The 24,843-nt window shown below is 64.1% G+C and carries 25 protein-coding genes, 1 tRNA gene and 1 pseudogene; 18 read left to right on the top strand and 9 right to left on the bottom strand.

The window, feature by feature from the left end; all coding sequences use genetic code 11:
* Positions 1-104: 104 nt before the first annotated feature.
* Positions 105-803 carry a winged helix-turn-helix domain-containing protein gene (locus IVB54_RS16740; protein WP_018456488.1) on the bottom strand — a complete coding sequence of 233 codons (699 nt, stop codon included), beginning with the start codon at positions 801-803 and terminating at the stop codon, positions 105-107.
* A gap of 193 nt (positions 804-996) precedes the next feature.
* Here IVB54_RS16740 and IVB54_RS16745 point away from each other — a divergent pair, with 193 nt between their 5' ends.
* The 3 genes from IVB54_RS16745 to IVB54_RS16755 are packed head-to-tail and all read left to right on the top strand — an operon-like array spanning position 997 to position 2,554.
* Positions 997-1,305 carry an NIPSNAP family protein gene (locus IVB54_RS16745; RefSeq protein ID WP_007603076.1) on the top strand — a complete coding sequence of 103 codons (309 nt, stop codon included), beginning with the start codon at positions 997-999 and terminating at the stop codon, positions 1,303-1,305.
* A gap of 37 nt (positions 1,306-1,342) precedes the next feature.
* The gene (locus IVB54_RS16750; RefSeq protein ID WP_007603077.1) at positions 1,343-1,693 is read left to right on the top strand and encodes an antibiotic biosynthesis monooxygenase; all 351 of its coding nucleotides are present in this window, start codon (positions 1,343-1,345) and stop codon (positions 1,691-1,693) included.
* Between the two features lie 51 nt (positions 1,694-1,744).
* The gene (locus IVB54_RS16755; RefSeq protein WP_247362399.1) at positions 1,745-2,554 is read left to right on the top strand and encodes an isocitrate lyase/phosphoenolpyruvate mutase family protein; all 810 of its coding nucleotides are present in this window, start codon (positions 1,745-1,747) and stop codon (positions 2,552-2,554) included.
* Between the two features lie 57 nt (positions 2,555-2,611).
* Here IVB54_RS16755 and IVB54_RS16760 read toward each other — a convergent pair whose 3' ends face one another.
* Positions 2,612-3,004, bottom strand: coding sequence for a hypothetical protein (locus IVB54_RS16760; protein WP_027567464.1), 393 nt, complete (start codon positions 3,002-3,004; stop codon positions 2,612-2,614).
* Positions 3,005-3,167: 163 nt separating this feature from the next.
* Between IVB54_RS16760 and IVB54_RS16765 the strand changes: the two genes are divergently transcribed.
* Complete coding sequence (locus tag IVB54_RS16765) at positions 3,168-3,818, top strand: trimeric intracellular cation channel family protein (RefSeq protein ID WP_247362400.1); 651 nt, start codon at positions 3,168-3,170, stop codon at positions 3,816-3,818.
* Between the two features lies 1 nt (position 3,819).
* On the opposite strand, the gene IVB54_RS16770 is transcribed toward IVB54_RS16765, so the two are convergent.
* On the bottom strand, positions 3,820-5,046 hold the full coding sequence (locus tag IVB54_RS16770) for a c-type cytochrome (RefSeq protein WP_247362403.1): 1,227 nt from the start codon (positions 5,044-5,046) through the stop codon (positions 3,820-3,822).
* A 279-nt stretch (positions 5,047-5,325) separates the two neighbouring features.
* On the opposite strand from IVB54_RS16770, the gene IVB54_RS16775 reads away from it, so the two are divergent.
* The 9 genes from IVB54_RS16775 (at position 5,326) to IVB54_RS16815 (ending at position 18,486) form a co-directional block, all read left to right on the top strand.
* The gene (locus IVB54_RS16775; RefSeq protein ID WP_247362406.1) at positions 5,326-8,817 is read left to right on the top strand and encodes an indolepyruvate ferredoxin oxidoreductase family protein; all 3,492 of its coding nucleotides are present in this window, start codon (positions 5,326-5,328) and stop codon (positions 8,815-8,817) included.
* 404 nt (positions 8,818-9,221) lie between these two features.
* Complete coding sequence (locus IVB54_RS16780) at positions 9,222-10,379, top strand: thiolase domain-containing protein (protein WP_247392949.1); 1,158 nt, start codon at positions 9,222-9,224, stop codon at positions 10,377-10,379.
* Positions 10,379-10,768, top strand: coding sequence for an OB-fold domain-containing protein (locus IVB54_RS16785; protein ID WP_018456495.1), 390 nt, complete (start codon positions 10,379-10,381; stop codon positions 10,766-10,768). The genes IVB54_RS16780 and IVB54_RS16785 overlap by 1 nt, the downstream gene beginning before the upstream one ends.
* A gap of 207 nt (positions 10,769-10,975) precedes the next feature.
* Positions 10,976-11,836, top strand: a complete 861-nt coding sequence (locus IVB54_RS16790) for a MaoC family dehydratase (protein ID WP_247362408.1) — start codon at positions 10,976-10,978, stop codon at positions 11,834-11,836.
* A gap of 150 nt (positions 11,837-11,986) precedes the next feature.
* Positions 11,987-12,865: an SDR family oxidoreductase gene (locus tag IVB54_RS16795; protein WP_018455294.1), complete on the top strand. Its 879-nt coding sequence runs from the start codon at positions 11,987-11,989 to the stop codon at positions 12,863-12,865.
* 28 nt (positions 12,866-12,893) lie between these two features.
* Positions 12,894-13,847: a dihydrodipicolinate synthase family protein gene (locus tag IVB54_RS16800; protein ID WP_247392950.1), complete on the top strand. Its 954-nt coding sequence runs from the start codon at positions 12,894-12,896 to the stop codon at positions 13,845-13,847.
* A gap of 4 nt (positions 13,848-13,851) precedes the next feature.
* The gene (locus tag IVB54_RS16805; protein WP_247392951.1) at positions 13,852-14,667 is read left to right on the top strand and encodes an NUDIX hydrolase; all 816 of its coding nucleotides are present in this window, start codon (positions 13,852-13,854) and stop codon (positions 14,665-14,667) included.
* 80 nt (positions 14,668-14,747) lie between these two features.
* Positions 14,748-15,674, top strand: a complete 927-nt coding sequence (locus tag IVB54_RS16810; RefSeq protein ID WP_247392952.1) for a DMT family transporter — start codon at positions 14,748-14,750, stop codon at positions 15,672-15,674.
* Between the two features lie 124 nt (positions 15,675-15,798).
* Complete coding sequence (locus tag IVB54_RS16815) at positions 15,799-18,486, top strand: PAS domain S-box protein (RefSeq protein WP_018455290.1); 2,688 nt, start codon at positions 15,799-15,801, stop codon at positions 18,484-18,486.
* Between the two features lie 96 nt (positions 18,487-18,582).
* On the opposite strand, the gene IVB54_RS16820 is transcribed toward IVB54_RS16815, so the two are convergent.
* Positions 18,583-18,933 (bottom strand): GrlR family regulatory protein, encoded by a 351-nt coding sequence (locus IVB54_RS16820; RefSeq protein WP_018455289.1) that lies wholly within the window; start codon positions 18,931-18,933, stop codon positions 18,583-18,585.
* A 255-nt stretch (positions 18,934-19,188) separates the two neighbouring features.
* Here IVB54_RS16820 and IVB54_RS16825 point away from each other — a divergent pair.
* A pseudogene (locus tag IVB54_RS16825) lies at positions 19,189-19,537 on the top strand (hypothetical protein).
* Positions 19,538-19,610: 73 nt separating this feature from the next.
* Here the strand turns inward: IVB54_RS16825 and IVB54_RS16830 are convergent.
* Complete coding sequence (locus IVB54_RS16830; RefSeq protein WP_085351313.1) at positions 19,611-19,994, bottom strand: VOC family protein; 384 nt, start codon at positions 19,992-19,994, stop codon at positions 19,611-19,613.
* Between the two features lie 178 nt (positions 19,995-20,172).
* Here IVB54_RS16830 and IVB54_RS16835 point away from each other — a divergent pair, with 178 nt between their 5' ends.
* From IVB54_RS16835 to IVB54_RS16845, 3 genes are all read left to right on the top strand, one after another.
* Positions 20,173-20,742, top strand: coding sequence for a hypothetical protein (locus IVB54_RS16835; protein WP_247394782.1), 570 nt, complete (start codon positions 20,173-20,175; stop codon positions 20,740-20,742).
* A 159-nt stretch (positions 20,743-20,901) separates the two neighbouring features.
* Complete coding sequence (locus tag IVB54_RS16840) at positions 20,902-21,447, top strand: hypothetical protein (protein ID WP_247394784.1); 546 nt, start codon at positions 20,902-20,904, stop codon at positions 21,445-21,447.
* A 150-nt stretch (positions 21,448-21,597) separates the two neighbouring features.
* Positions 21,598-21,674, top strand: a tRNA-Arg gene (locus tag IVB54_RS16845).
* A gap of 48 nt (positions 21,675-21,722) precedes the next feature.
* Here the strand turns inward: IVB54_RS16845 and IVB54_RS16850 are convergent.
* The 3 genes from IVB54_RS16850 to IVB54_RS16860 all read right to left on the bottom strand — a co-directional run bounded on the left by IVB54_RS16850 (position 21,723) and on the right by IVB54_RS16860 (position 23,703).
* Positions 21,723-21,875, bottom strand: coding sequence for a hypothetical protein (locus IVB54_RS16850; protein ID WP_247362422.1), 153 nt, complete (start codon positions 21,873-21,875; stop codon positions 21,723-21,725).
* A gap of 154 nt (positions 21,876-22,029) precedes the next feature.
* Positions 22,030-22,995 (bottom strand): AraC family transcriptional regulator, encoded by a 966-nt coding sequence (locus IVB54_RS16855; protein WP_247362424.1) that lies wholly within the window; start codon positions 22,993-22,995, stop codon positions 22,030-22,032.
* Positions 22,996-23,430: 435 nt separating this feature from the next.
* A complete protein-coding gene (locus tag IVB54_RS16860; protein ID WP_247362426.1) occupies positions 23,431-23,703 on the bottom strand; it encodes a hypothetical protein in 273 nt (90 codons plus the stop codon).
* A gap of 312 nt (positions 23,704-24,015) precedes the next feature.
* On the opposite strand from IVB54_RS16860, the gene IVB54_RS16865 reads away from it, so the two are divergent.
* A complete protein-coding gene (locus tag IVB54_RS16865; RefSeq protein WP_247392975.1) occupies positions 24,016-24,477 on the top strand; it encodes a host attachment protein in 462 nt (153 codons plus the stop codon).
* 30 nt (positions 24,478-24,507) lie between these two features.
* Here IVB54_RS16865 and IVB54_RS16870 read toward each other — a convergent pair whose 3' ends face one another.
* Complete coding sequence (locus tag IVB54_RS16870; RefSeq protein ID WP_247362432.1) at positions 24,508-24,771, bottom strand: hypothetical protein; 264 nt, start codon at positions 24,769-24,771, stop codon at positions 24,508-24,510.
* Positions 24,772-24,843 lie beyond the last annotated feature (72 nt).

The following is a 24,843-nucleotide window of genomic DNA, read 5'->3' on the forward strand; positions in this document are numbered from 1 at the left end:
GAATGCCAGGGCATCCACGTGGTGCCGCGCAAACTGCACTAAAGATTGGGATGGCCGGGTCAAGCCCGGCCATGACGACGAGAGACGCTTACACGCGCTTGTGTTCAGTCCTTCGCAGTCCCGAACAAGGCGGCAAACTGCTTCTCGCCGGTGCGCGTAAAATTTACCACGCGGCTGCCGGGCGTGGCGTCGCGAGCGGCCCATTTCAGCTCGGCGAAACGCTGCATCATGGCGGCGCCCAGCGTGCCGGCGAGATGGTGACGCCGCTCGCTCCAGTCGAGGCAGGCCTTGCAGACCGGCCGGCGCGGATGGGCGAGCATGTCGGGCGAGATCTGCAAATGCTTCGCCAGGAAGCGCTCGCCCTCGGCCGTCAGCTCGATCTCCTGCTTCTTCTGCCTGACCAGGTTTTGCGCGCGGAGGGTGTCCAGCATCTGCACGCCGAGATCGCCGGCGAGATGGTCGTAGCAGATCCGGGCACGCCGCAGCGCCGGATCCTTCGGCCCGGTGCGCACGCGCATATGGCCGGTCCGCGCGGCGAGGCCCGCAAGCCCCTCCAGCACCCCGGCGACATCGTCGTCGGTGAGGCGGTAGTAGCGGTGGCGGCCCTGCTTCTCCGGCTCGATCAGGCCACCGGCCTCGAGCTTGGAAAGATGCGAGCTCGCGGTCTGCGGCGTGATGCCGGCCTCCTGCGCCAGCTCGCTCGCGGTGAGCGCGCGGCCGTTCATCAGCGCCGTGAGCATATTGGCGCGTGCGGGATCTCCGACGAGCGAGGCGATCATGGCGATGTCAGGACCTGATTTCATGCTTCGATGGTAGCCGAAGCATTGCGGTCGGGCAAGCGCGTAGCGTGGGTTGCTCGTTATTGCGAGGAGCCCGTGACAAAATTGCGAAGCAATTTTGCACTGGCGACGAAGCAATCCAGGCTGCCTCCGCAGAGGGATTCCTGGATTGCTTCGCTGCGCTCGCAATGGCGGTGTGGAACCAGAGGAGCCCATCATGTCCGTCACCGTCTTCATCCGCTACCAGCTCGATCCCTTCAAGCGCGCGCAGTTCGAGGAGTATTCGAAGCGCTGGCTCACCATCATCCCGAAATGCGGCGGCGATCTGATCGGCTATTTCATGCCGCACGAGGGCACCAACAATATCGCGTTCGCGCTGATCACCTTCGAGAGTCTGGCTGCGTATGAGGCCTATCGCGCCCGGCTGCGTCAGGATACGGAAGGTATGGCCAACTTCCACTTCGCCGAGGAGCACAAATTCATCCTCGCGGAAGAGCGCACGTTTCTGCGCCAAGTGGTTTTGTAAGTGGTATCGTAGGCCATCAACTCAAGGAGAGACGCCCATGATCGCCGTGATCTTCGAGGTCTGGCCGAAGCCGGAACACCGCCAGGATTATTTCGACCTCGCGGCCGACCTCAAGCCGATCCTGCAAACCATCGACGGCTTCATCTCGGTCGAGCGTTTCGAGAGCCTGACCGACAAGGGCAAGATCTTGTCGGTGTCGTTCTGGCGGGACGAGGCGGCCGTGCAAGCCTGGCGCAACACGATGGAGCATCGCCGCACTCAGGCCAAGGGCCGCGCAAAGATCTTCGCCGACTATCATTTGCGTATCGCCAGCGTCATCCGTGACTACAGCATGAATGATCGCGAGCAGGCGCCGAAGGACAGCCGCGCGGTGCACGACGCGCACTAGCGCTCGCGGCGGCACGTCCCCATCTCTGCGCGGCCAACAAGGGAGAGAAACATGCATGTGACAACTGCTGACAAGCGCGCGACCTTCAGAAAGATGCACGAGAGCGGCTGCTTCATCCTGCCCAATCCGGTCGACGTCGGCAGCGCGAAAGCGTTGCAGCATCTCGGTTTCAAGGCGCTGGCGTCGTCGAGTGCGGGCTTTGCCTGGACCATCGGCAAGGCCGACAACAAGGTCTCTGTCGAGGATGTCTGTCAGCATCTGGCAGCATTGAGCTCCTCCGTCGATATCCCCGTGAACGCGGATTTCGAGGGCGGCTTTGCGGTCGAGCCGGACAAGGTCGCGCACAATGTCGAGCGCTGTGTGCGCACCGGGGTTGCCGGCTTGTCGATCGAGGACTCCACTGGGGACAAGGACAAGCCGATCTACGAGCGCGCACTCGCAGTCGAGCGCATCAAGGCGTCGCGTAAGGCGATCGGCGATAGCGGCGCTCTGCTGGTTGGTCGCTGCGAGGCTTATCTGTGGGGCGTGACCGACCTCAAGCTCGTCATCGACCGGCTCACCGCTTACGCCGATGCCGGTGCCGACTGCCTTTACGCGCCGGGCCTGAAAACGCGCGAAGACATCGCGGCGGTGGTGAAGGCTGTCGCACCCAAACCGTTCAACCTGTTGATCGGCGGCTCCGGGCTGTCATTGCAGGAAGCTGCCGATCTTGGCGTGCGCCGGATCAGCGTCGGCGGTTCACTCGCTCGCGCCGCTTGGGGCGGCTTCATGCGGGCCGCGAAGGAAATGGCGGAGAAGGGGACCTTCGCGGAGCTGGCGAGCGGCTATCCCGGCGGCGAGCTCAACAAGATGTTCAGCTAAGACAAACGAAAGCGGCGGGATGTGAATCCCGCCGCTGTCGCATATTGTTGCAATTCGTTACTTCGCGCCGTCAGCCGGTGCCGGCGTATCTGGGGCCGGCTTGCTCGGCGCGGCGCCCGTGGTTACGCCCGGCCCGGTATTGGTGCGCGGCGTCACGTCGCGCATGCCGGGAGGTGCGGCCGGATTGGTAGCCGGTGCCTGCTGGGCGGTCTGCGTCGCCGGCGTGGTGCTGGCCTGGTTGCTGGTGCCAGTGTTGTTCAGGCCGTAGAATACGGCACCCAGCACCAAGGCGATTGCCACTGCGAACAGGGCTACCTTGCCGCTGGAGGCGGGGCCTTCGCCAAGCTCCGGGTCGACCTGAAGCTGGGCATCCCGTCGCGCCGCATTGCGATACTCATCATCGGCGAGATTCGGGCGGTACGGATCGTTGATAAAACGGTCGTCAGCCATCGATTGGTTCTCCTCGATTATTGCGGCGGGACAACCCGTGGATGCGAGATTCTGTTCCGCCCTCGTTAGTGCTTTCGTCGCATGTTGCGCCCGCGGGGAAATCGGGAACCTGTTCGCTGGGGAACCTGAAGCGTAAGCTCCGCTGACGGAAGGGAATAAAACGATGTGGGGCTTGCCGCCGAGCGATAGCGTGCTGCATCTGTTGTCGCTGGTTGCGGTCGCGGCGCAAGGCATGACCGCCGCGCTCGCTGCAGGCCGCCGCAGCATGGATTGGCTCGGCGTCTGCTTCCTCGGCTGCATCACCGCGCTCGGCGGCGGCACCTTGCGCGATCTCTTCCTGGGGCATTATCCGCTGGCCTGGGTGCAAAATCCCATCTACCTCGCACTCGCCGGGGGAGCTGCCTTCCTCACCATTCTGATAGCGCGGCTGGTGCACCGGTTGAAATTGGCCTTCATCGTGCTCGATGCCATCGGCCTCGTCGTCTTCACCATGACCGGCTGCGACATCGCCTGGCAGATGGATGCCACGCTGCCGATCGTCATCGTTTCCGGGATGGTGACCGGTTGTGCCGGCGGCGTCTTGCGGGACGTGCTCTGCAACGACGTGCCGCTGCTGTTTCGCTCCGAGCTCTATGCCAGCGTCTCGGTGGTGACGGGACTGTTCTATGCCACCGCGTTCGGTCTCAAGCCGAACGCCGAGCTCTGGACCATTTTGACATTCGCCCTCGGCATCAGCTTCCGCCTGCTCGCGGTGCGCTACAAATGGGAAATGCCGAAATTCGTCTTCACGGAAGAGGAGGAGCGGGAGCCTTGAGCTACGGCTCCTGCTTCCGCGCCCTCGCCACCTGCGCCGGCGTCACCAGCGGCGCGGCGTTGCCCCAGGAATTGCGGATGTAGTTCGTCACCGCCGCGACCTCTGCGTCGGACAGCTGGTTGGAATAGGCCGGCATCTCCCCGGTGTTGGGCGCGCGCGGGGTCGTCACGGTGTGGGCGCCGTCGAGGATGATGCGCAAGGTCGAGGACGGATTGACCGATTGCAGCAGCGCGTTGGCGGGCAGCGGCGGATAGATGCGCGGTGCGCCGGATCCGTCGGCCTCGTGGCAGGCGATGCAGAACTTGGCGTAGATGGCCTTGCCGGCCTTCATCTCGGCATCGTCAGGCGGCGTCACGATCGTCTCACGCCGTGCCGGCGGCAGGTTCTTCAGGTAAACCGCGATCGCGCGCACGTCGGCATCGCTCATCTTCGAAGTCGAATTGACGACCACCTCCGCCATCAGCCCGCTGGCATGGCTCCTGGCGTTGCGCCCGCTCTGAAGATATTCCGTGATGTCTTCGACACTCCACGATTTCAGCCCGGTGCGGGCGGCGCCATCGAGCCGTGGCGCGTACCAGCCGCCCACCTCGTTGCCCGCGAGGGCCTGCGCCTGCTTGTCCGCGCCAAAATAGTTCTTCGGCGTATGGCAGGCGCCGCAATGACCGAGCCCGGTGACGAGATAGCCGCCCCGATTCCACGCCGCGCTCTGGCTCTGGTCCGGTTCGAACAGGCCGGGTTTGAAATAGACCATGTTCCAGATCCGCATCAGGCCGCGATAGCCAAACGGCCAGCGTAGTTCCGGCGGCTTGTTGCGGCTGGTGACGGCCGCGAGCGTTCCGAGATAGGCCCGGATCGCCAGCGTGTCGTCCTTCGTCATCCGCGTGAAATAGGGGTAGGGGAACGCCGGGTAATAGTTGGAGCCGTCTGGGGCGACACCGGTGCGCACGGCGCGAGTGAAATCGGTGTCGGTCCAGGCGCCGATGCCGGTGTCGCGGTCCGGCGTCAGGTTCGGGGCATAGATCGCGCCGAATGGTGTGTCGATGCGCTTTCCGCCCGCGAACGGTTTGGCGGGATCGGCGGTGTGGCAGCCGGCACAGTCGCCGGCCTCCACCAGCGACTTGCCGTAGGCGATCAGCTCCGGTGACGGCTCGGCGGCGCCGGCCGCGCTCGCAACCGCACTGCACAACGCCAGGCCCACGAGAGCCAGGCCAGTGAGAATCGTCCGCATCGAAAGCCTCTCCTGCGACCCATCGACGCCGTCCCGGATGACGGGGCGTCAATTCGTTGCGCGACGGCGGGGGTATGGTGACACAAAATGAAAATCGCGGATGCCAATGCAGCCACGAAATTGCGATTTTTACCCGGCGCTCCCTTTGGTCCAGAATTGTGATGCGGAGCGTGAAATATCCGACATAGAGTGGCGGAAATGGTCGGCGCGCCCTAGCTAAAAACAACGGGCAGGCAACGGCTTAAGCAGCCAACGCTCAAAAGGGCGGAAGAGGACATAATGGGCATCAACCAGGGTCCGATCAGTCTCGATCAGAAATACACCCAGGACACCGGACATATTTTCACGACCGGCATTCAGGCTCTGGTCCGCCTGCCGATGGCCCAGATCCGGCGCGACCGTGCCGCGGGATTGAACACCGCCGGCTTCATCTCCGGCTATCGCGGCTCGCCGCTCGGCGGCTATGACCAGCAGCTCTTCGCCGCGCGCAACCATCTCGAGCAGTACAACATCAAATTCCAACCCGGCGTGAACGAGGATCTAGCCGCGACCGCGGTCTGGGGCTCGCAGCAGCTCAACCTCTCGCCCGGCGCCAAGTATGACGGCGTGGTCGGCATCTGGTACGGCAAGGGCCCCGGCGTCGATCGCTGTGGCGACGTCTTCCGCCACGGCAATGCCGCGGGCTCCGCCAAGAACGGCGGCGTCTTGTGTCTCGCCGGCGACGACCACGGCGCAAAATCCTCGACGGTCCCGCATCAATCCGACCACGCCTTCATGTCGGCGCTGATGCCCTATCTCTACCCGTCGAGCGTACACGAGATGATCGAGATGGGTCTTCTGGGTATCGCGATGTCGCGCTACTCGGGCTGCTGGGTCGGCATGAAGGTGATCACGGAGACGGTGGAGACCACCGCCGAGATCGACCTCACCGACGAGATGACGCCGTTCGTGATCCCGACCGATTTCGAGATGCCCGAAGGCGGCCTCAATCTGCGCTGGCCCGACGACCGCTTCGCCCAGGACCGCCGCCTGCAGGACTACAAGGGCTTTGCCGCGATCGCCTTTGCACGCGCCAACAAGGTCAATCGCATCACCATGGATTCGCCCAACGCCCGCTACGGCATCATGGCGTCCGGCAAGAGCTACGAGGATATCCGGCAGGCGCTGCGCGAGCTCGGGATTACGCCCGAGGTCGCCGCCAAGATCGGGCTTCGATTGTACAAGATCGGCATGCCCTGGCCTCTGGAGCCGGAAGGCGTCAGGCAATTCGCCGTGGGCCTCGAGGAAATCTTCATCATCGAAGAGCGCCGCGAGATCGTCGAGAACCAAGTGAAGCAGGAGCTGTTCAACTGGCGCGACGATGTCCGTCCCCGCATCATCGGCAAGATGGACGACCACGACAAGCGCTTCCTCCCCTTTGCCGAAGAACTCAGCGTCGCCTCACTGGCCAGCTCGCTCACCGAGCGGCTGCTTCGACTTGATCTCAATCCCGAAATTGCAACGATGCTGCGCGCCAAGGCCGATTGGTTCAACGGCCGCCAGGCGTCGCAAATGCAGGCGACCGCGCCTGTCGCCCGCACCCCCTATTTCTGCTCCGGCTGCCCGCACAACACCTCGACCAAGGTGCCCGAAGGCAGTCGCGCCTTTGCCGGCATCGGGTGCCACTTCATGGCACTGTGGATGGATCGCTCCACCGAGACCTTCACCCACATGGGCGGCGAGGGTGTGCCGTGGGTCGGCGTTGCCCCCTTCACAAAGGAAGAGCACGTCTTCGCCAATCTCGGCGACGGCACGTATTTCCACTCCGGCAGCCTCGCGATCCGCCAGGCGATCGCCTCCGGCGCCAACATCACCTATAAGATCCTCTACAACGACGCGACCGCGATGACCGGCGGCCAGCATGTCGACGGGGAATTGTCGCCGCAGCAGATCACCTTTCAGCTACACAGCGAAGGCATCCGCGAGATCTATCTGGTCTCAGAAAATCCCGACGCCTATCCGGCGAACGAGATCGCGCCCGGCGTCAAGACCGCGCATCGTGACGAACTCGACGCGGTCCAGAAGACCCTGCGGAAGGTCAAGGGCGCGTCCGCGATCGTGTTCGTGCAGACTTGCGCCGCCGAGAAGCGGCGCCGCCGCAAGCGCGGCACGATGGAGGATCCGGCGCGCCGTGTGCTGATCAATCCTGCCGTGTGTGAAGGCTGCGGCGATTGCTCGGTGCAATCGAACTGCATTTCGGTCGAGCCGCTCGAGACCGAGTTCGGCCGCAAGCGCGCCATCAACCAGTCGACCTGCAACAAGGATTATTCCTGCGTCAAAGGCTTTTGTCCGTCCTTCGTCACCGTCGACGGCGGCAAGATGCGCAAGCGCGCGCCGGCGGGCGTCGGCGATATCGGCGATCTGCCCGAGCCGGCATCGCGCCCCAACCTGGACAAGCCCTACAACATCGCTGTCGGCGGCGTCGGCGGGACCGGCGTGCTGACCATCGGCGCGCTGCTCGGCATGGCCGCCCATATCGAGGGCAAGGCCTCGATGATCCTCGATATGTCGGGCCTGGCGCAAAAGGGTGGGGCGGTGCTGAGCCACGTCCGCCTGTCCGATCATCCGGCAGAGGTGACCTGCTCGCGCATCGTCACGGGCACGGCCGATGTCGTGCTCGCCGCCGATGAGGTGGTCGCGGTTGCCAAGGACACCATCTCACTCTGCGACACCAGCCGCACCCGCGGCATCATCAACAGCCACGTCATTCCCACCGCCGACTTCGTTCTCAACCGCGATTTCAACTTCCAGACCCGCAAGCTGAACGGGCTGCTGGAAACCGCGCTGCACAAGGACTCGGTATTCTTCGACTTCACCAAGCCGGCCGAACAGCTGCTCGGCGACAGCATCGCCACCAACATGATGATGATGGGCTACGCCTATCAGAAGGGCCTCTTGCCGTTGTCAGCGGAGTCGATCGAGCAGGCGATCGAGGTCAACGGCGTCTCGATCAAGATGAACAAGGAAGCCTTCCGCCTCGGCCGCCTCGCGGTCGCCGATCCCGCACGGCTTGCCGGCATGCTGAAGGGAACGGATGAGGTCGTTGCGCCCAAGTCCCTGGACGCAATGACGCTCGACGAGGTCATCGAGCATCGCACCAGGCATCTCACGGCGTACCAGAACGGCCGCCTCGCGAAACGCTACCGCAAGCTGGTCGATCAGGTCAGCGACGTCGCCAGGCAGGGCGGCTATGACGAGGCGCTGACCCGCGCCGTTGCGGTCAACTACGCCAAGCTGCTGGCCTACAAGGACGAATACGAGGTCGCGCGCCTCTACACCGATAGCGCCTTCGAAAAGCAGCTCCGCGACCAGTTCGAAGGCGACTTCAAGTTCAACTTCAACCTGGCCCCGCCCATTCTGAGCAGGGGCGTCGATGCGCTCGGCCGCCCGAAGAAGCGCGCCTTCGGCCCGTGGATGCTTCCGGTGTTCCGCGTGCTGGCAAAATTTAAGTTCCTGCGCGGCACGCCGCTCGACATCTTCGGTCGCAGTGCCGACCGCAAGCTCGAGCGCGATCTGATCGCCGGCTACGAGAAGGACGTCGCCACCGTGCTCGGCCTGCTGTCGCCGCTGACGATCGATACCGCGGTGGAGCTGCTCTCGCTGCCCGACCGCATCCGCGGCTACGGCCCGGTGAAGGAGAAGGCCGTAGCAGACGCCAAGGCCCGCTACGCCCAGCTCGCCGCCGACCTCGCGAACCCGCCGCCGGCGCCGAGGCAGATCGCGGCGGAGTAGAATTTTCGTGGGGTGGACTCGCTAATCCACCCTGCAAATTCCTGTTTGAAATCAACCACCGTTCTACTGTGCATGGGGTTGTTTTCGCGAAAAAACATTTTTCGATAAAACGAAATCACTTGTGCCGTCGGGCAAAACAGCTTTAGGGTTCTGCCCGTCGTTCCCATCATTGCGAGCGCAGCGAAGCAATTCCAGAGTGCGTCCGCGGAAAGATTCCTGGATTGCTTCGCTGCGCTCGCAACGACGACTGCGGCAGCAGGGCCTTCCACCGCACCTCGGATGATGCGGCGGCCATTTGCGCCAGCCCGCTGCCCTCTCGCCCGACGGAATATTTCCGCGCTTGCCAACAGGGCGGCAGCGGTTCAGAAAAAACCGGAAGTGAGAAACGCCAGCGGAGACCTTATTTGACCATCAAGGGCAAGGCCTACATTGCCGGGATCTACGAACACCCGACCCGGCACGCGCCGGACAAATCCACCGCGCAGCTCCATGCCGAGGTCGCCAAGGGCGCGATCGAGGATGCCGGGCTCAGCAAGGACGACGTCGACGGCTATTTCTGCGCGGGCGACGCCCCGGGCGGCGCCTGGCCGATGGTCGATTATCTCGGCCTCAATACCAAGAAACTGCGCCATGTCGATTCAACCGAGACCGGCGGCTGCTCCTACATCATCCATCTCGGCCACGCCGCTGAAGCGATTGCCGCGGGCAAGTGCTCGATCGCGCTGATCACGCTGGCCGGCAAGCCGCGCACCGGGGCGATGCCGCCGCGCGCGGCCGGCGCCGAGGCCGATTTCGAGACGGCTTACGGCGCGACCACGCACAATGCCTACGGCATGTGTGCCATGCGCCACATGCACGACTATGACACCACCAGCGAGCAGCTCGCCTGGATCAAGGTCGCGGCCTCGCACCATGCGCAATACAATCCGCATGCGATGCTCAAGGACGTCGTGACCGTCGAGGACGTCCTGAACTCGCCGATGATCTCTGATCCCTTGCATCGCATGGATTGCTGCGTGGTCTCCGACGGCGGCGGCGCGCTGATCGTGACCACGCCTGAAATCGCCAAGAGCCTGAAGAAGCCTTTGGTCAAGCTGATCGGACATGGCGAGGCGATGAAGGGCCCGCGCGGCGGCAAGGATCTCGACCTCACATACTCCGCCGGCATCTGGTCCGGCCCGCGTGCCTTCGAGGAAGCCGGCATCACGCCGAAGGACATCAAATACGCCTCGATCTACGACAGCTTCACCATCACCGTCCTGATGCAGCTCGAAGACCTCGGCTTCTGCAAGAAAGGTGAGGGCGGCAAGTTCGTCGCCGACGGCAATCTGATCTCGGGCGTCGGCAAGCTACCGTTCAACACCGATGGCGGTGGCCTCTGCAGCAACCATCCCGTCAATCGCGGCGGCATGACCAAGATCCTCGAGGCCGTGCGGCAACTGCGCGGCGAGGCGCATCCGAAGGTGCAGGTCAAGAATTGCGATCTCGCCATCGCCCACGGCACCGGCGGCCTTTTGGGTGTTCGCCACGCCGCCTCGACGGCCATTCTGGAGCGCGTGTGATGAGCGAAGCCAAGAAATATCCGGCCCCGGTGACGAACCCTGAGACAGCCGCGTTCTGGGATGCGGCCAAAGAGGGCAGGTTCATGATCAAGCGCTGCACCGCGTGCGGCGAGGCGCACTATTTCCCGCGTGCGATCTGCCCGTTCTGCTACTCCGACAAGACGGTGTGGGAGCAGTCTTCGGGCGAGGGTACGATCTACACCTACAGCTTGATGCGGAAGTCGCCGACCGGCCCTTACGCGATCGGCTACGTCACGCTGAAGGAAGGCCCATCGCTCCAGACCAATTTCGTCGATTGCGATCTGACGACGTTGAAGATCGGCCAGAAGGTGAAGGTGGTGTTCAAGCCGACCGACGGCGCGCCGCTGCCGTTTTTTACGCCGGCGTAGTCGCTTTCTTCCCTTCTCCCCTTGCGGGAGAAGGTGGCGCGAAGCGCCGGATGAGGGGTCTCTCTCCACCGAGAGATTGTTCGATGCGGAGCGAACCCCTCACCCAAACGAGTTTGTTGCGAGCACCTTGGAGCCCTCTCCCGCAAGGGGAGAGGGCGCATCAATGGGCGCCGCCACCGCTGAAACTGCCGGGAGGAATTAACAAAAATGTCCGCCAGATACGAAGAACTCAAAGGCCTCAAAAACCTCGGTCAGAAATATGCCTACACCGACCGCGAAGTGATGCTCTATGCCTACGGCATTGGGCTTGGCGCCGATCCGATGGACGAAAACGAGCTCGCCTTCGTCAACGAGGGCACGCTGACGCCGCGACCGCTCAAGGTGGTGCCGACTTTTGCATCCGTCGCCGCGTGGGGCGCGGGGCCTGGCGAGATGAACCTCAACCGCGTGATGGTGGTGGACGGCGAGCGCGACATCACCTTCCACCAGCCACTACCGGTCGCCGCGCATATCACCGCCGATTCCTCCGTGGTCGAAGTCTACGACAAGGGCAAGGACAAGGGCGTGGTCATCAGCCATCAGACCGTGCTCAAGAACGAGAAGGGCGAGAAGCTGGCAACTCTGGTCGCCTCCCGCTTCGCCCGCGGCGACGGCGGCTTTGGCGGGCCGAACCTGACCCAGCCGGATCCGCACAAGAGCCCGTCCCGCGCACCCGACACGACCATCGACATCGTGACGCGTCCCGACCAGGCGCTGGTCTATCGTCTCTGCGGCGATCGCAACCCGCTGCACTCCGACCCTGAGTTCGCGAAGAAGGCCGGCTTCCCACGTCCGATCCTGCACGGCATGTGCACGTACGGCATCACCTGCCGCGGCGTGCTCCAGACCTATGCCGATTACGACGCTTCCGCCTTCCGCCAGCACGTCGCGCGGTTCTCCTCGCCGGTCTATCCCGGCGAGACCGTGACCATGGACCTCTGGAAGGACGGCAGCGTGATCTCGTTCGAAGCCAAGGTAAAGTCGCGCGGCGTCACTGTGATCAAGAACGGCAAGACGGTGCTGGGGTGATGATGCCGCTCGACGCGCTCTGAGTTATTTCGTCATGCCCGGGCTTGTCCCGGGCATCCACGTTCTTCGCGCGGTTGGCGATCAAGTTCGTGGATGGCCGGGACAAGCCCGGCCATGACGGAGCAAAAGAACAAAACAGGGAGAGCCACCATGGGACTACTCGACGGCAAGGTTGCGCTGATCACCGGCGCGGGCGGGGGGCTCGGTGAGGCCTACGCAAAGCTGTTCGCGCGGGAAGGGGCCTCCGTCGTCGTCAACGACCTCGGTGGGCCCCGTGACGGCTCCGGCGCCGACACATCGATGGCGCAGCTCGTGGTGGATGCGATCAAGGCCGAAGGCGGCAAGGCGGTCGCCAACGGCGCCGACATCTCCACCATGGAAGGCGGCCAGTCGGTGTTCGACGACGCCATCAAGCATTTCGGCCGCGCCGACATCCTCGTCAACAATGCCGGCATTCTGCGCGACCAGACCTTCGCCAAGGCGTCTGAGTCCGACTGGGACAAGGTCATCAAGGTGCATCTGAAGGGCACCTTTTGTTGCACCATGCCGGTGTTTCGCTGGATGCGGGAAAACGGCGGCGGCGTCATCGTCAACACCTCCTCGACCTCGGGCCTGATCGGCAATTTCGGCCAGAGCAATTACGGCGCGGCCAAGGGCGGCATCTGGGGCCTGTCCAACGTGCTGGCGATCGAGGGACGCAAATACAACATCCGGATCTGGACGCTTGCGCCAGGCGCGCTGACTCGCATGACCGCAGACCTGCCCCGCTATAAGGAGAACCCCGGCGCGGCGCTGGGGCCGGACGGCATCGCGCCGGCCGTGCTATACATGGTCAGCGACTTGTCCGGCGACCAGACCGGCAAGGTGCTGGGCGTGTCCGGGCCCCGCGGCGTGCGCGAAATGCGGATGATGGAAATGGACGGCTGGAAGCCGCCGCACACGGGCTGGAAGGCCCAGGACATCGCCGATCATGCCAAGGAGATCTTCTTCTCCGAAGAGCAGATCAAGATGGGGGCGCGGCGGTTTTAGCCATCGACAGAGAGAAACAAGGACAACGATGAAACTTACCGCCGACGCCAAGGGCACCTTCGCAATCGCGCCGACGCCGTTCCACGATGACGGCCGGATCGACGAGCGCTCGATCGACCGCCTGACCGATTTCTACGAGGAGGTCGGCTGCGATGGCGTCACTGTGCTGGGCATCCTCGGTGAGGCCCCGAAGCTCGATGCCGCCGAGGCCGAACAGGTGGCGGTACGCTTCGTCAAGCGCGCCAAGAAGATGCAGGTGATCGTCGGCGTCTCCGCGCCGGGCTTTGCCACCATGCGGTCGCTGGCGAAGGCCTCGATGGATGCGGGCGCGGCCGGCGTCATGATCGCGCCGCCGCCGTCGTTGCGGACCGACGACCAGATCATCGGCTATTACAAGCAGGCGGCCGAGGCCATCGGCCCCGACGTGCCCTGGGTGCTCCAGGACTATCCGCTGACCTTGTCGGTGGTGTTCACCCCGGCCGTGATCCGCAAGGTCGTCACCGACAATCCGAACTGCGTGATGCTCAAGCACGAGGACTGGCCGGGGCTGGAAAAGATCTCGACACTGCGCAGTTTCCAGAAGGACGGCTCGCTGCGGCCGCTCTCGATCCTCTGCGGCAATGGCGGGCTCTTTCTGGACTTCGAGATGGAGCGCGGCGCCGACGGCGCCATGACCGGCTATGCCTTCCCCGAACTCCTGATCGACATCGTGCGGCTTTCGAAGGAAGGCAAGCGCGACGCCGCCCATGATCTGTTCGACGCACATCTGCCGCTGATCCGCTACGAGCAGCAGCCCGGCGCGGGCCTCGCCGTGCGCAAATACGTGCTGCAGAAGCGCGGCATCATCGCCTCCAGCGCCCAGCGCAAGCCCGGCGCCACCATCACGCCGGCGGCGAAGGCAGAGGTCGAGTACCTGCTGTCGCGCGTCGCCCGCGTCGACAAGCGCGCCAATCTCGGCCCGCAATCCAGCGCCGCAGGTTAATCGAATGGCCGAGGCATCAGCATCACGCCCTGCGTCGACGATCCTCCTGCTGCGCGACGGCGCGAAGGTCGACGGCAAGAGCCGCGACGAAATCGAAGTCTTCATGATGGTCCGCCATCATCAGATCGAGTTCAATTCGGGCGCGCTGGTGTTTCCGGGTGGCAGCGTCGATGCCGGCGATCAGGAGATCGTCAAGCGCTCCGACTTGTATTCAGGCGGCGAGGGCCTGAGCGAAGCGGACCGCGGCTTTCGGATCGCCGCGATCCGTGAGACCTTTGAGGAAAGCGGCATCCTGCTGGCGCGCTCGAAGGACTCGGGCACGCCTGTTGACGCCAAGCGCGCCGGCGAAATCGCCGATGCGCATCGCGTCGCGCTCAACGAGCACATGATCACCTTCCTGAGCATTCTGGCCGACAACGGCCTCCAGCTCGCGCTCGATACGCTGGTGCCTTACGCACACTGGATCACGCCCGAGGGGATGCCAAAACGTTTCGACACTTGGTTCTTCCTTGCGGCGGCACCGCCCGACCAGCTCGGCGCGCATGATGGCCGGGAATCGACCGACTCGATCTGGGTCTCGCCACGCGAGGCGGTGGAGGGCGGCGAGAGCGGCCGCTTCAAGCTGCCGTTCCCGACCACGCGCAATCTGATCCGGCTCGCCAAGCAGGGCAGCGTGAGCGCCGCGCTCGAGCACGCCCGCGGCATGTCCGTCGTGACGGTGATGCCTGTCATGACCAAGACCGAAACCGGCCGTCAGCTCCGCATTCCCCGCGAGGCCGGCTATGACGGTGAGGTGTTCGAGGTCGGGGCCATCGGCTAGGACACTTCGATACAAAGCGAAGTATCGGCGAGGGCAGACGCGCTAGGTTCCGTCCCTGACAACGGGATCGAGCGCGCGACATGGACAACCGACAGGGCAATCGGCAGGACAACAACATCGCCGTCGAGCTGGCGCTGCTGCTGGCGCTCGCAACGCTCTGGGGCGGCTCCTACACCTTCATCAAGCTCGGCGTCGCCACCATTCCGCCGATTACGCTGATCGCGGCGCGCACCACGATTGCGGGCCTGCTGCTGCTCGCGATCATGTGGGCGCGGGGCATCAGGCTGCCGACGGATGCCGCGACCTGGCGACGCTTCGCCTTCCAGGCCGTGCTCAATAGCGTGATCCCCTGGACATTGATCGCCTGGGGCGAGCGCCACGTCGATGCCGCGCTTGCGACCATCCTCAACTCGGCCGGCCCGATCTTCACCTTCCTGCTCACGGCCGTTGTGACGCGTCACGAGGCGACGACACCGCGAAAGCTGGTCGGGGTGGTTGCCGGCATGGCCGGCATCCTGCTGATCGTCGGCGTCGATGCCTTCCACGATGTCGGAAGCGGCCTCGTCGCGGAGGCCGCTATCGTTGCCGCCACCATCTGCTACGCCTGCGCCGCGATCTTCGGTCGCGGCTTCAAGGGCCTCGATCCCATGGCGCCCGCGGCCGGCTCGTTGCTGGCGGGGGCGGCGGCGCTGATCCCGGCCTCGCTCATCGTCGAGCAGCCCTGGACGCTGTCGCCCTCGCTGAGTTCCGTGCTGGCGCTGCTCGCGCTGGCGACCTTCTCGACCGCCGCGGCCTTCGTGATCTATTTCCGCCTAATCCAGACCCTGGGCTCGGTCGGCACCACCGCGCAGGCCTATCTCCGCGTGCCGATCGGGGTTGCCATCAGCGTCGCCTTCCTCGGCGAGAGCCTGAGCCGGACCGCCTGGATCGGCCTTGCCTGCGTCGTCCTCGGCGTCGCCGCCATGACCATCCCGGCGCGGCGGCCGGCCGGCGTCAAAACGTCATAAAACCGGGGCCAAGGAGGCCGGCAGGGCTTCAACATTAAGGATATTCGGCGGCCAGACGCATGTTCCCCCGGGACTGCAATACGTCGTATATTGGAGCTCCAATGGCCCGGTCCCCACATCACCAATGTCCGCCGAATTGACGCCGACCCCTGAGAAAAAGCGAACATTCTCGCTCTCCATCGGCCAGCTCACGTTCGGCAGCTTCCTTCTGGTGCTGGCGGTGATCATCGTCACCTCGACCGCGAGCGTGATCGCGATCCGGCACATCGACACGACCTTCGCCGAGCTGCAGCGGCTGCAGAGCGTCGGCGACCTCGCCGAGGACATCGACCGCCGCATGAACGAGCTGCGGCTCGCCGCGCGCGACTTCGTCACCGACCCTGGCGCCGGCATCCAGTTCAAGCAGGTGGGCGAGGCGGCTTCGACGCTCAGTGACATCCTGAAGAAGACCCGCATCGAGCTCGTGCCCGAGCAGCAGGATATGATCGACGGCGTCAGCGAGCGGCTTGCGACCTATCGCAGCGGCCTGGAGCGGATCTCGACCTTGATCGACCGCCGCGCCCAGCTGCTTGCCGGGCTGCCGCCGCTCCGCGACCAGTTCGACGCAGCTGTCTCCGGCACTGCGGACCGAGAGCTGGCGTCCCGCCTGTCGGAAGCGCAGAGCCGGATCGCGCTTGGGTTGCTTGCCCGCAACCCGTCCGCGGCCGAGCAGGCGGCGCAGAGCATGCGGGCGATGGGCGTCACTGATCCCAAGCTCAGATCGGCGGTCAACGAGTACGCCGAGGCGATCATCGCGGTCGCGGTCCGTGAACGGCAGATCGCCGACATCGACCGCGAGGTGCTGGGAACCGAGGGTCGGCTGATCGGCCGCGTCACCGAATTGCTGCGCGAGGTCAGCGCCCGGCGCGGTCACGTGCTGTCGCGCGACTTTGCCCGCACGTTGACGGAGGCGCGCTGGCAGAGCATCGTGCTCGGTACCATCGGTGTGCTGATCGGCATTCTCGCGGCCGGCTTCGTGGTGCGGCGGACGGTCCGTCCGCTCGCCCAGATCGCGCGGTCGATCCGCGCGCTCGCAGCTGGCGAGAAGAACACCTCGATCCCGTCCGCCGATCTCGACAACGAGATCGGCGACATCGCGCGGGCGGCCGAAGTGTTCCGCCGTGCGCTGGAGGAGGCCGACACGGCACGCGAGGCGGCGGTGCGCGCACTGACCGAGCAGCGGCTCGCCGAAGAGAGCTACCGGAAACTGTTCGAGGGCTCGGTCGACGGCATCTATGTCACGACGCCGGCCGGCGACCTCCTCAACGCCAATCCGGCGCTGGCGCGGATGATGGGCTATGACAGCCCCAAAGACCTCATCGACAGCATCAACGACATCGCCCACACCATCTACGTCAATCCCGAGGCGCGCGTCGAATATCAGCGGCTGATGGCACGCGACGGCATGGTGCGCGAGTTCGAATACCAGGTGCGCCAGCGCGGCGGCGACATCCTGTGGCTGTCCGACAGTGCCACCGGCGTCCGCGACGAGGCGGGCAACATCGTCCGCTATGAGGGCACGCTGCGCGACATTACCGACCAGAAGCGCGCGGAAGACGCCATTGCCGAAGGACGGCGCCTGCTCCAGCAGGTCATCGACACCGTGCCAGCGGTCATCAACGTCAAGGACCGCGACCTGCGCTACGTGCTGATGAACCGTTACATGGCCGGCATCTTCGGAATCGAGCCCGGCGATGCGCTCGGCCGCACCACGGCCGACCTGATGTCGCGCTACGGCGCGGCCAAGTCCGACGAGAGCGACAAGCGCGTGCTGACGCTGCGAAAGGGCCTCGGCTTCTACGAAGAGGAGTACATTGATTCTTCCGGCCACATGCGGCAATGGCTCGTCAACAAGCTGCCGTTGCTCGATGCCGAAGGCGAGATCGAGCGGATCGTCACCGTGGCGCTCGACATCGGCGAGCGCAAGCGCGGCGAGCAGGAGATGCGGAAAGCCAAGGAATCCGCCGAGACCGCGCTGCGCAATCTGCGCGAGACCCAGGCCTCGCTGATCGAGGCGGAGAAGCTGGCGGCGCTCGGGCGCCTCGTCGCCGGCGTCGCGCACGAGGTCAACAATCCCGTCGGCATCAGCCTCACGGTCGCCTCCGCGCTGGAGCGCAAGACCGCGATGTTCACCGCCGAAGTCGAACGCGGCGAGCTGCGCCGCTCCACGCTCAACGACTTTCTCCATACCAGCCGCGACGCTTCCTCGCAGCTCGTCGCCAATCTCAATCGCGCCGCCGAGCTGATCCAGTCGTTCAAGCAGGTCGCCGCCGACCGCAACTATTCGGACCAGCGCAGCTTCGATCTCGGTGACCTCACCGAGCAGGTGGTGATGAGTCTGCGGCCCGGCCTTCGCAAGCACAATCTGACGCTCAACGTCGAGTGCCAGCCTGATCTGACCATGAACAGCTATCCCGGACCCTACGGCCAGGTGCTGACCAATCTGTTTCTCAACGCGGTGGCGCACGCCTTCCCGGACGGCCGGCCGGGGACCATCGACATCCAGGTGCGCGAGTCCGGCAAGGACAATGTCGAGATCATCTTCTCCGACAATGGCTGCGGCATGTCGCTCGACGTCCGCCGCCGTGCCTTCGATCCGTTCTTCACGACGCGGCGCGATCAGGGCGGCACCGGCCTCGGGCTGCACATCGTCTACAGCATCGTCACGAACAGGCTCGGCGGACGGCTCGATCTGGATTCCGAACCGGGCAGCGGCACACGTATCCAGATCATCCTGCCGCGCGTGGCGCCGCTCGAGCAGGCCGCCGAATAGCTTGCGGTTTTCGAGCGAAGTGGATGCCGTTCGCGTGATGAAAACGCGTCGAATCAACAATTGAGAGCTTTGGTTGATTCAATCAGAACCGAAGTCCTAGTCGACCTCCGCAAGCTTGTGCAGCGTCGCGCCGAAAATCTGGCTGGCCTTGCCGACCAGCGCGGTGCCCGTCATGTCCCCGCGCGTCTCCGTGAACGTGCCGCTGACGCCGATGCCGACCGCGGCAGGCCCGCCGAACAGCGGATTGTCGTCGCCCCGCGGCGAGGTGTGACGCTGGACCAGCACCTCACCCTTGAAGGTGTTGTCCTTCACCGTGTAGCTGCCGGTGTAATAGAGGTACGCATCGCCGCCAAGAATCTTGCCGTCGCGAAAAAGAATCACGCCGCTGCCCTTGCCGACCCGACCATCGAGCAGGTTCACGTGAATCGAATAGAGGCCGTTCTTCATAACGTCCCGAGGCCGGCCGCCATCGCCCAATGGCGTAACCGGTAGAGCATTTATGCCAAAGCGGATGTGCCCACGCAACGCGGGAGTTTGGCCGCCGGCCTTGTGAGCCTGCCGTGAGCCGTAGTTGTCCCGGCTTGTCTATGACACCGCCATGACGGTCTGATCATGAAGCGAGGCCAGTCGTTGGGAATCAAGTTGGCCCGCGAAATGCATAACATTGTTGCACTGGCCGCGGGGTGCTGGAGCAAGACAAACGTGAGCAACTGGATCGATTCCGGCGGCGAGAAGCCGCGTCTGTACCGTGTGCGTCCCACGATTTGCGAAACACGACAACGGCGGATCGGCGGCGCGGCACGCTGGCGAAGCGTGGCGAGCCTCGCTTGCGCCCTGACCCTGATCGCACTCGCAGCCCCCTTCGGGCAGGCGCGCGACCGCGGCCAGTTCGTCAACACCCATGCCCCGAATTGAAGGCCTGGTTCGATGGACTGCGAAGCGGCAAGGGGTCTTGCTGCTCCGATGCAGACGACTCGGCGCTCTCGGATACCGACTGGGACGCACCATGGTCTGGCCGATCTACGGCTACATGGGCGTCGCCGTCCGCTGATTCATGCCCGGTAGCATGACTTAGGCGCACCGGGCGGCACGACGACCGGTGAGCCGATGCGACGCGCGCCTTATCAGGTGTATTTCTTGTCGCGCTCGAGCAGCTCGATGGAGATGCCTTCGGGTCCGCGGATGAAGCAGATGCGCACGCCGGGGCGGATCGTGGTCGGTTCGCGTGTGAATGTGACGCCCTTGGCCTTGATCTCGGCGGCGACGGCGTCGATGTCCTTCACCGTGAGACCGAAATGGTCGAGGCCCTGATGCGGGTGCGGCGGCGGCGGGTTAACCACGTTGTCGCCCTCGAGTGGAGCAATGAAGATCCTTGCGCCTCCAAGATTCACGTCGATCCGTCCGGGCGCTTGCACGATCTCGCCACCAAGGATGTCCCGCAGCCAGGCCGCCGTGGCCTCCGGATCAGGGCTGCGCAGATGGACGTGATCCCAAGTGACGACTGGCATTTCATGGTCTCCCGACGGGTCTTGATGTTGCAGCGCATGTTAGCGGCCTGGGCCGCCGACCGCCACCGCTCTTCCCGACTCGACAGTGCGCGGGAACCTTAGTTCGTCTTCCGGATTAAGGTAAGCAGTGGCGGAATCCGTTGTCGAACGTGCTCCGGCCGCGGGCGGTGAGGCAACCATGAACGCTGGGTTTGACCGCATCGGGTTAGGGCGATTCGCCGGGACCGGCGAACGACTGGCGCGGGCGGTGACGATCGCGAGCGTTTCATTTGGGCGAGGCCTGCTGTGGCTGTTGGCGGCCATCATCGTCGGTTGCGGCATCTGGATGCTGCTCCCCGTCTCCAGAGGCAACAGTGCCGAACCGGTGAGGTCTGACGTGGCAGCCGTCGAGACGGCGCCTTCGCGCGATGCGGTCGCCGTGTCGCCGGCCTCCGAAGCTCAGATTCCGACAATGGCAGAACTCGGCCGGATCAGGATTTCATCTCAGACCTGGCGCCGCGGCGGCCTTGGATCGAAGGCGCTGGTGACGCTCACGCTGCGCAACGACAACGACTATGCCGTAAAGGATGTCGAGATCGTCTGCGCTTTTGCGCGGCGTGATGGCAGTCATCTCACCGACCGCACCCGCGTTCTGGCGGATCCGGTCAGCATGAAGAGCCGCAAGACTTTTGCGCGCATTCCTGTCGGCTTCGTCAACGTGAATGCCGATCAGGCGAAGTGTTCGCTTGTGGCAGCACGCCGGACCTAAGGCCGGCAGTGCCGGGTAGCGGAAAAGTTACTGTCCTGGGGGTTGGTCGAAAAACTTGGCGTCGCCATTTGAACCGAACGGCTGGGCCAGGAACTAATTAAATGATCGCCTGTTAAGGCGGAGAGCCCACGCGGGGATGCGGCGGGCGGAGCGTGGCCAATGCCCATCTTTCGGTATTTCATCTTTGTCGGTGGAGCCTTGCTCGCACTGCTGTTCGCAGCGGACTACGTTCTGCCGACTTCGCCCGTGACACAGGCCATCGCAACCGCAAGCAACGAACAGCCGTTGATCCGGATCCGGTCCGATCGCCACCTGCCAGAGCGCGTGGTGCTTGACACCAGTCAGCCGACGCTTGCCGTCCCTGCGGTGAACATCGCCGCCGTCGCGGCTCCCCAGCCGCCCGTGGAGGGCATGTCACCCGCTATGGCCGAGATATCAGCCAAGGCGCGGGTCCGCGAGACGTTCGCCCAATTCACGCCGGCCGCAAAGGCCGACGCCGCTGCGGCCAAGAAGACCGAAACCAAGACGCAAGTTCAGCCGCAGGTTCAGGCGCAGGCCCAGCTTTCTCAGGCCCAGCCCGCTCGGACCCCGGCGCAGCAGCCCAAGCGCAAGGTCGCCAGAACTCATCCGATGCCGCAGCAAGGTGGGCCGATGATGGTGATGGCGCAGCAGCCGCATTTCGGCTTCTTCAACAGCACCTGGTAAGGGCGGGTCTGACCCGTCTCGAAGCGGGGTGGAAGGGCTTTTTATTGGCCGGCCTCTCTGCTAATTCAACCCATCCGAACGTCGCCCGGCCTGCTGGCTCGCCAGCAGCGATCTGGGGCGTGTCGGTTGCGGCCCAATCTCTGGGCCAGGGCGCTCGTAGCTCAGCTGGATAGAGCATCGGATTTCGATTCCGAGGGTCGGGAGTTCGAATCTCTCCGAGCGCGCCAATAGTCAGGCCAGAATATTCGGATCTGGCGGGAGGCCGTGAGCCGCCTCTATTTGCCCTGGATCTTCAGCCCGTTGGGACCGACATTGATTTGCAGGCCGTCGGGCTGCTTCTTCGTCTGGTAAAGATTGTAGCCGAGCACGGCTGCCGTGACGACCAAAGCACCGATGACCAGAAACAATAGGTTGCGGCTGATAGACATTTTTTTCTGAACCACTTGGTTGACGGCGAGAAAAACCCCGCGTGTGAACGCGGGGTGCCTTCAGTGCGCCGCCGGCGCACTGCTTGGATAATGCGGTTCGAAGGAACTGGTTCCCTTGAGGCTCGCCGCGTCGGAAAGGCCGGAGCCTATCTGGTCAGCGTGCCGTCGGGCCGGCTTGCCGGCCCCGTGCCAGCGTGTCGGACGGCGCTTCGTGGAAGGTCGCGCGGTAAGCTGCGGAAAACTCCCCCAAATGGTGAAAGCCTTGGGCGCGCGCGCATGTGGTGACGGTGGCGCCGCCGCCTTTGAGAAGGCGAGACCGGGTCGCCCACAATTTTTTCAGGCGAATGTACTGGTGCAGGCTCATGCCACGCACCTTGCTGACGGCGCCGCCAAGCGTCCGGATCGAGACGCCAAACTCGCCGGCGAGCTCGGCGGTATAGATCGGGGCAGTCGGATGTGCTGCGACATAATCGTCGATCCGCTGCACGAGCTTGATCGACCGCTCGCCCTGGACGGAGGCACTCCGGTCTGAGAGCGAATCGATGCGAAACAGATCGTCGAGCGCGAGCAGCAGGCCTTCCTGGAGATGGGCGGCGACCTCGGTCGTTTCGAACAAGGCCGGCTGCACCGACGCGGTTCGCAGAATGTCGAGCAGGAGCTGCCGTGCGTGGAGCAAAGCGGGGCGGTTCGCGCCATAGGTCCGCAAATCGTCCGCCTGATCAAACCAGCCCCGGTCACTCAGGCCGGGTGAGAAGATGATCATCGCATGATGATTGGTCCGCCGCTCGACGAAATGGCATTCATCGCTGCCGCGGAGCGCGATGAAGAAACGCGCGTCCAGATCCATGCCCTTGGAATTGACCTGAAGGTCGTCCGTCATGGGCAGGATCACCATCCCCCCGGGCATACGATAGGCGCCGTCGAGGATGCGCGCGAACGAGCGCATCATGACGATGCGGCAGCCGGGCAGAGAGACGACAGCGCGGGCCGCCGCGAAATTCCGGACGTCGAGCGGAATGCTTCTCGCATCCTCCATCGACTCGATCGGCCGAAACGCATCGACGTCGGCAAAGCCGATCAATTGAAGCGCCGAGGATGGGGCGAGGGCGTCGAACAACATGCGTGCGACCGGCTGCTGCAATATGACAATCAAATGAACGTCGGAACATCGCCATCAATGGCGAAACATCGCGCTTCAGTAAACCGGATTCCGGGCCGTAGTATTGCGGACATCATGGCATGAAGCCCGGCGGATCGATGTCGTCTCAACGATCTCGAGTCATCGGCCGGCTGGAGGCGAGGTCGATGAAATGCAGCCGCGTGCAGGCGGGACAGGCGATGGAGGCAAAGCTCTGCGCCTCCTGTGTCTGTTGCTTCTCAAAATGTGTCTGCACATTCATGCCCGTCTGGGGACATCGAAAAACGATCAAATCGACCATCGTCGGAGAATGACGGTGGCGGATTGCGTCTTTGATCTAGATCAGTTTTGGAATGACTCCAGACCAACATCCTTGATCTCGCAAAAGCGAAGGGGCCCCGAAGGGCCCCTTTAGAATCACCAGCGGCGATAGCGTGGTCCGTAATAGCGAGGGCCACCGTAAAAGCGCGGTGCATATCGGGGACCGTAATAGGGCCGCGGGGCGTAGTATCCATAGTAGTTCGGGCGCCAGAAGCAGCGTCCCCAGGCGTCACAGACCATGCGGACCTGCTCGACGTCGGAAACCTGCGGCGTCGCAGGAGCAGGCGCGATGGGCATGGCGGACGCCGCCGATGATGCGACCAACGCACCCAACAGGGACGCGGCGACGAGGCCAATTCTAAGCTTCATGATGTCTTTCTCCGCTTACGCAATACAGGGATATCGAAGTTTGTTCTGATCAAATTGTGGCGGGACCGAAATGTAATGCTGATGAACAGGTCTTCAGCCCAGCCCGCCGCAGGCCTGACCTTTAGCTCCGCCAGACTATCCCAGGTTCGCGCTCTTGACCAATGGCGCGCTTGCTTTGCGCTCCGCAGGACATCGCCGCCATCCTTGATCCCGCGCAATTCGTTGGTGCAGCTTCGTCCCTAATTTTGGCGTCGTGGCCAGCTTTCGAGCATTTCGATGAGCTGGCTCGCGAGGTCGCTTTGGAGCTGTGCAATGGACAAAATGAGAATCGACAAGGGTGACTGGCTGGTCGTGTGCGACGGGCGCAAGGCGCTTATTCTGGAAAACCTCGGCGACGAGATGTTTCCGAACCTCCACACCAGGGAGGTGCACGAACAGCCCAATCCCTCGACCGGTGCGCAAGGGACCGACGCGCCGGGCAGGCTTCACGGCGCGGCCGGTAGCACGCGCAGCTCGGTGGAGCAGACTGATTGGCACGACGAGGCCGAGCGCGCCTTCCTGCGCGGCCTGGCCGGACGGCTCGATGCCGCCGTCAGCTCAGGCGAGACCTCGGCCTTGACCATGGTGGCCTCGCCGCGTGCGCTTGGGATGATTCGCGCCGATTATTCGGATTTGGTGCGCAAGGCACTCCAGGGCGAGGTCGGCAAGGACCTCGTCAAACTGCCGGTCTACGAGATCGAGAAGCAATTGCTGCTGTCCGGCGCCGCCAAATAGCGGCCCCCGCAGAGGACGCGCCTGCACCCCTCAGAAGCAGGGGTGCCGACGGCGGTCCTGGCCGACATAGGCGGCTGCGCTCTGGTAGCAATGGTTGGTCGACGGGCCGTCGTAAAAGGCGAACGTCCCGGGCGTGATGCCGGGCCCGTAATTGTGCAGATAGCTGATCGGGTAGGGCAGCGGGTTCGGGTAGTGGCGATGGTACCGGTGGTATCCCCGCGCCTCTGCGAGGCCAGGGGCAAGGATTGCGGCCGACAGGGCTGCAATCGCGGCTACAAGCTTCAACTTGCTCATCTCGAATCTCCGGAACCCGCACGAATAGGTCGGCTGTTTATAGCCAGTTCGGGCGGCCGGAACACCCGTCTG

The sequence above is a fragment of the Bradyrhizobium sp. CW1 genome (assembly GCF_023100665.1).
Lineage (GTDB): Bacteria > Pseudomonadota > Alphaproteobacteria > Rhizobiales > Xanthobacteraceae > Bradyrhizobium > Bradyrhizobium canariense_D.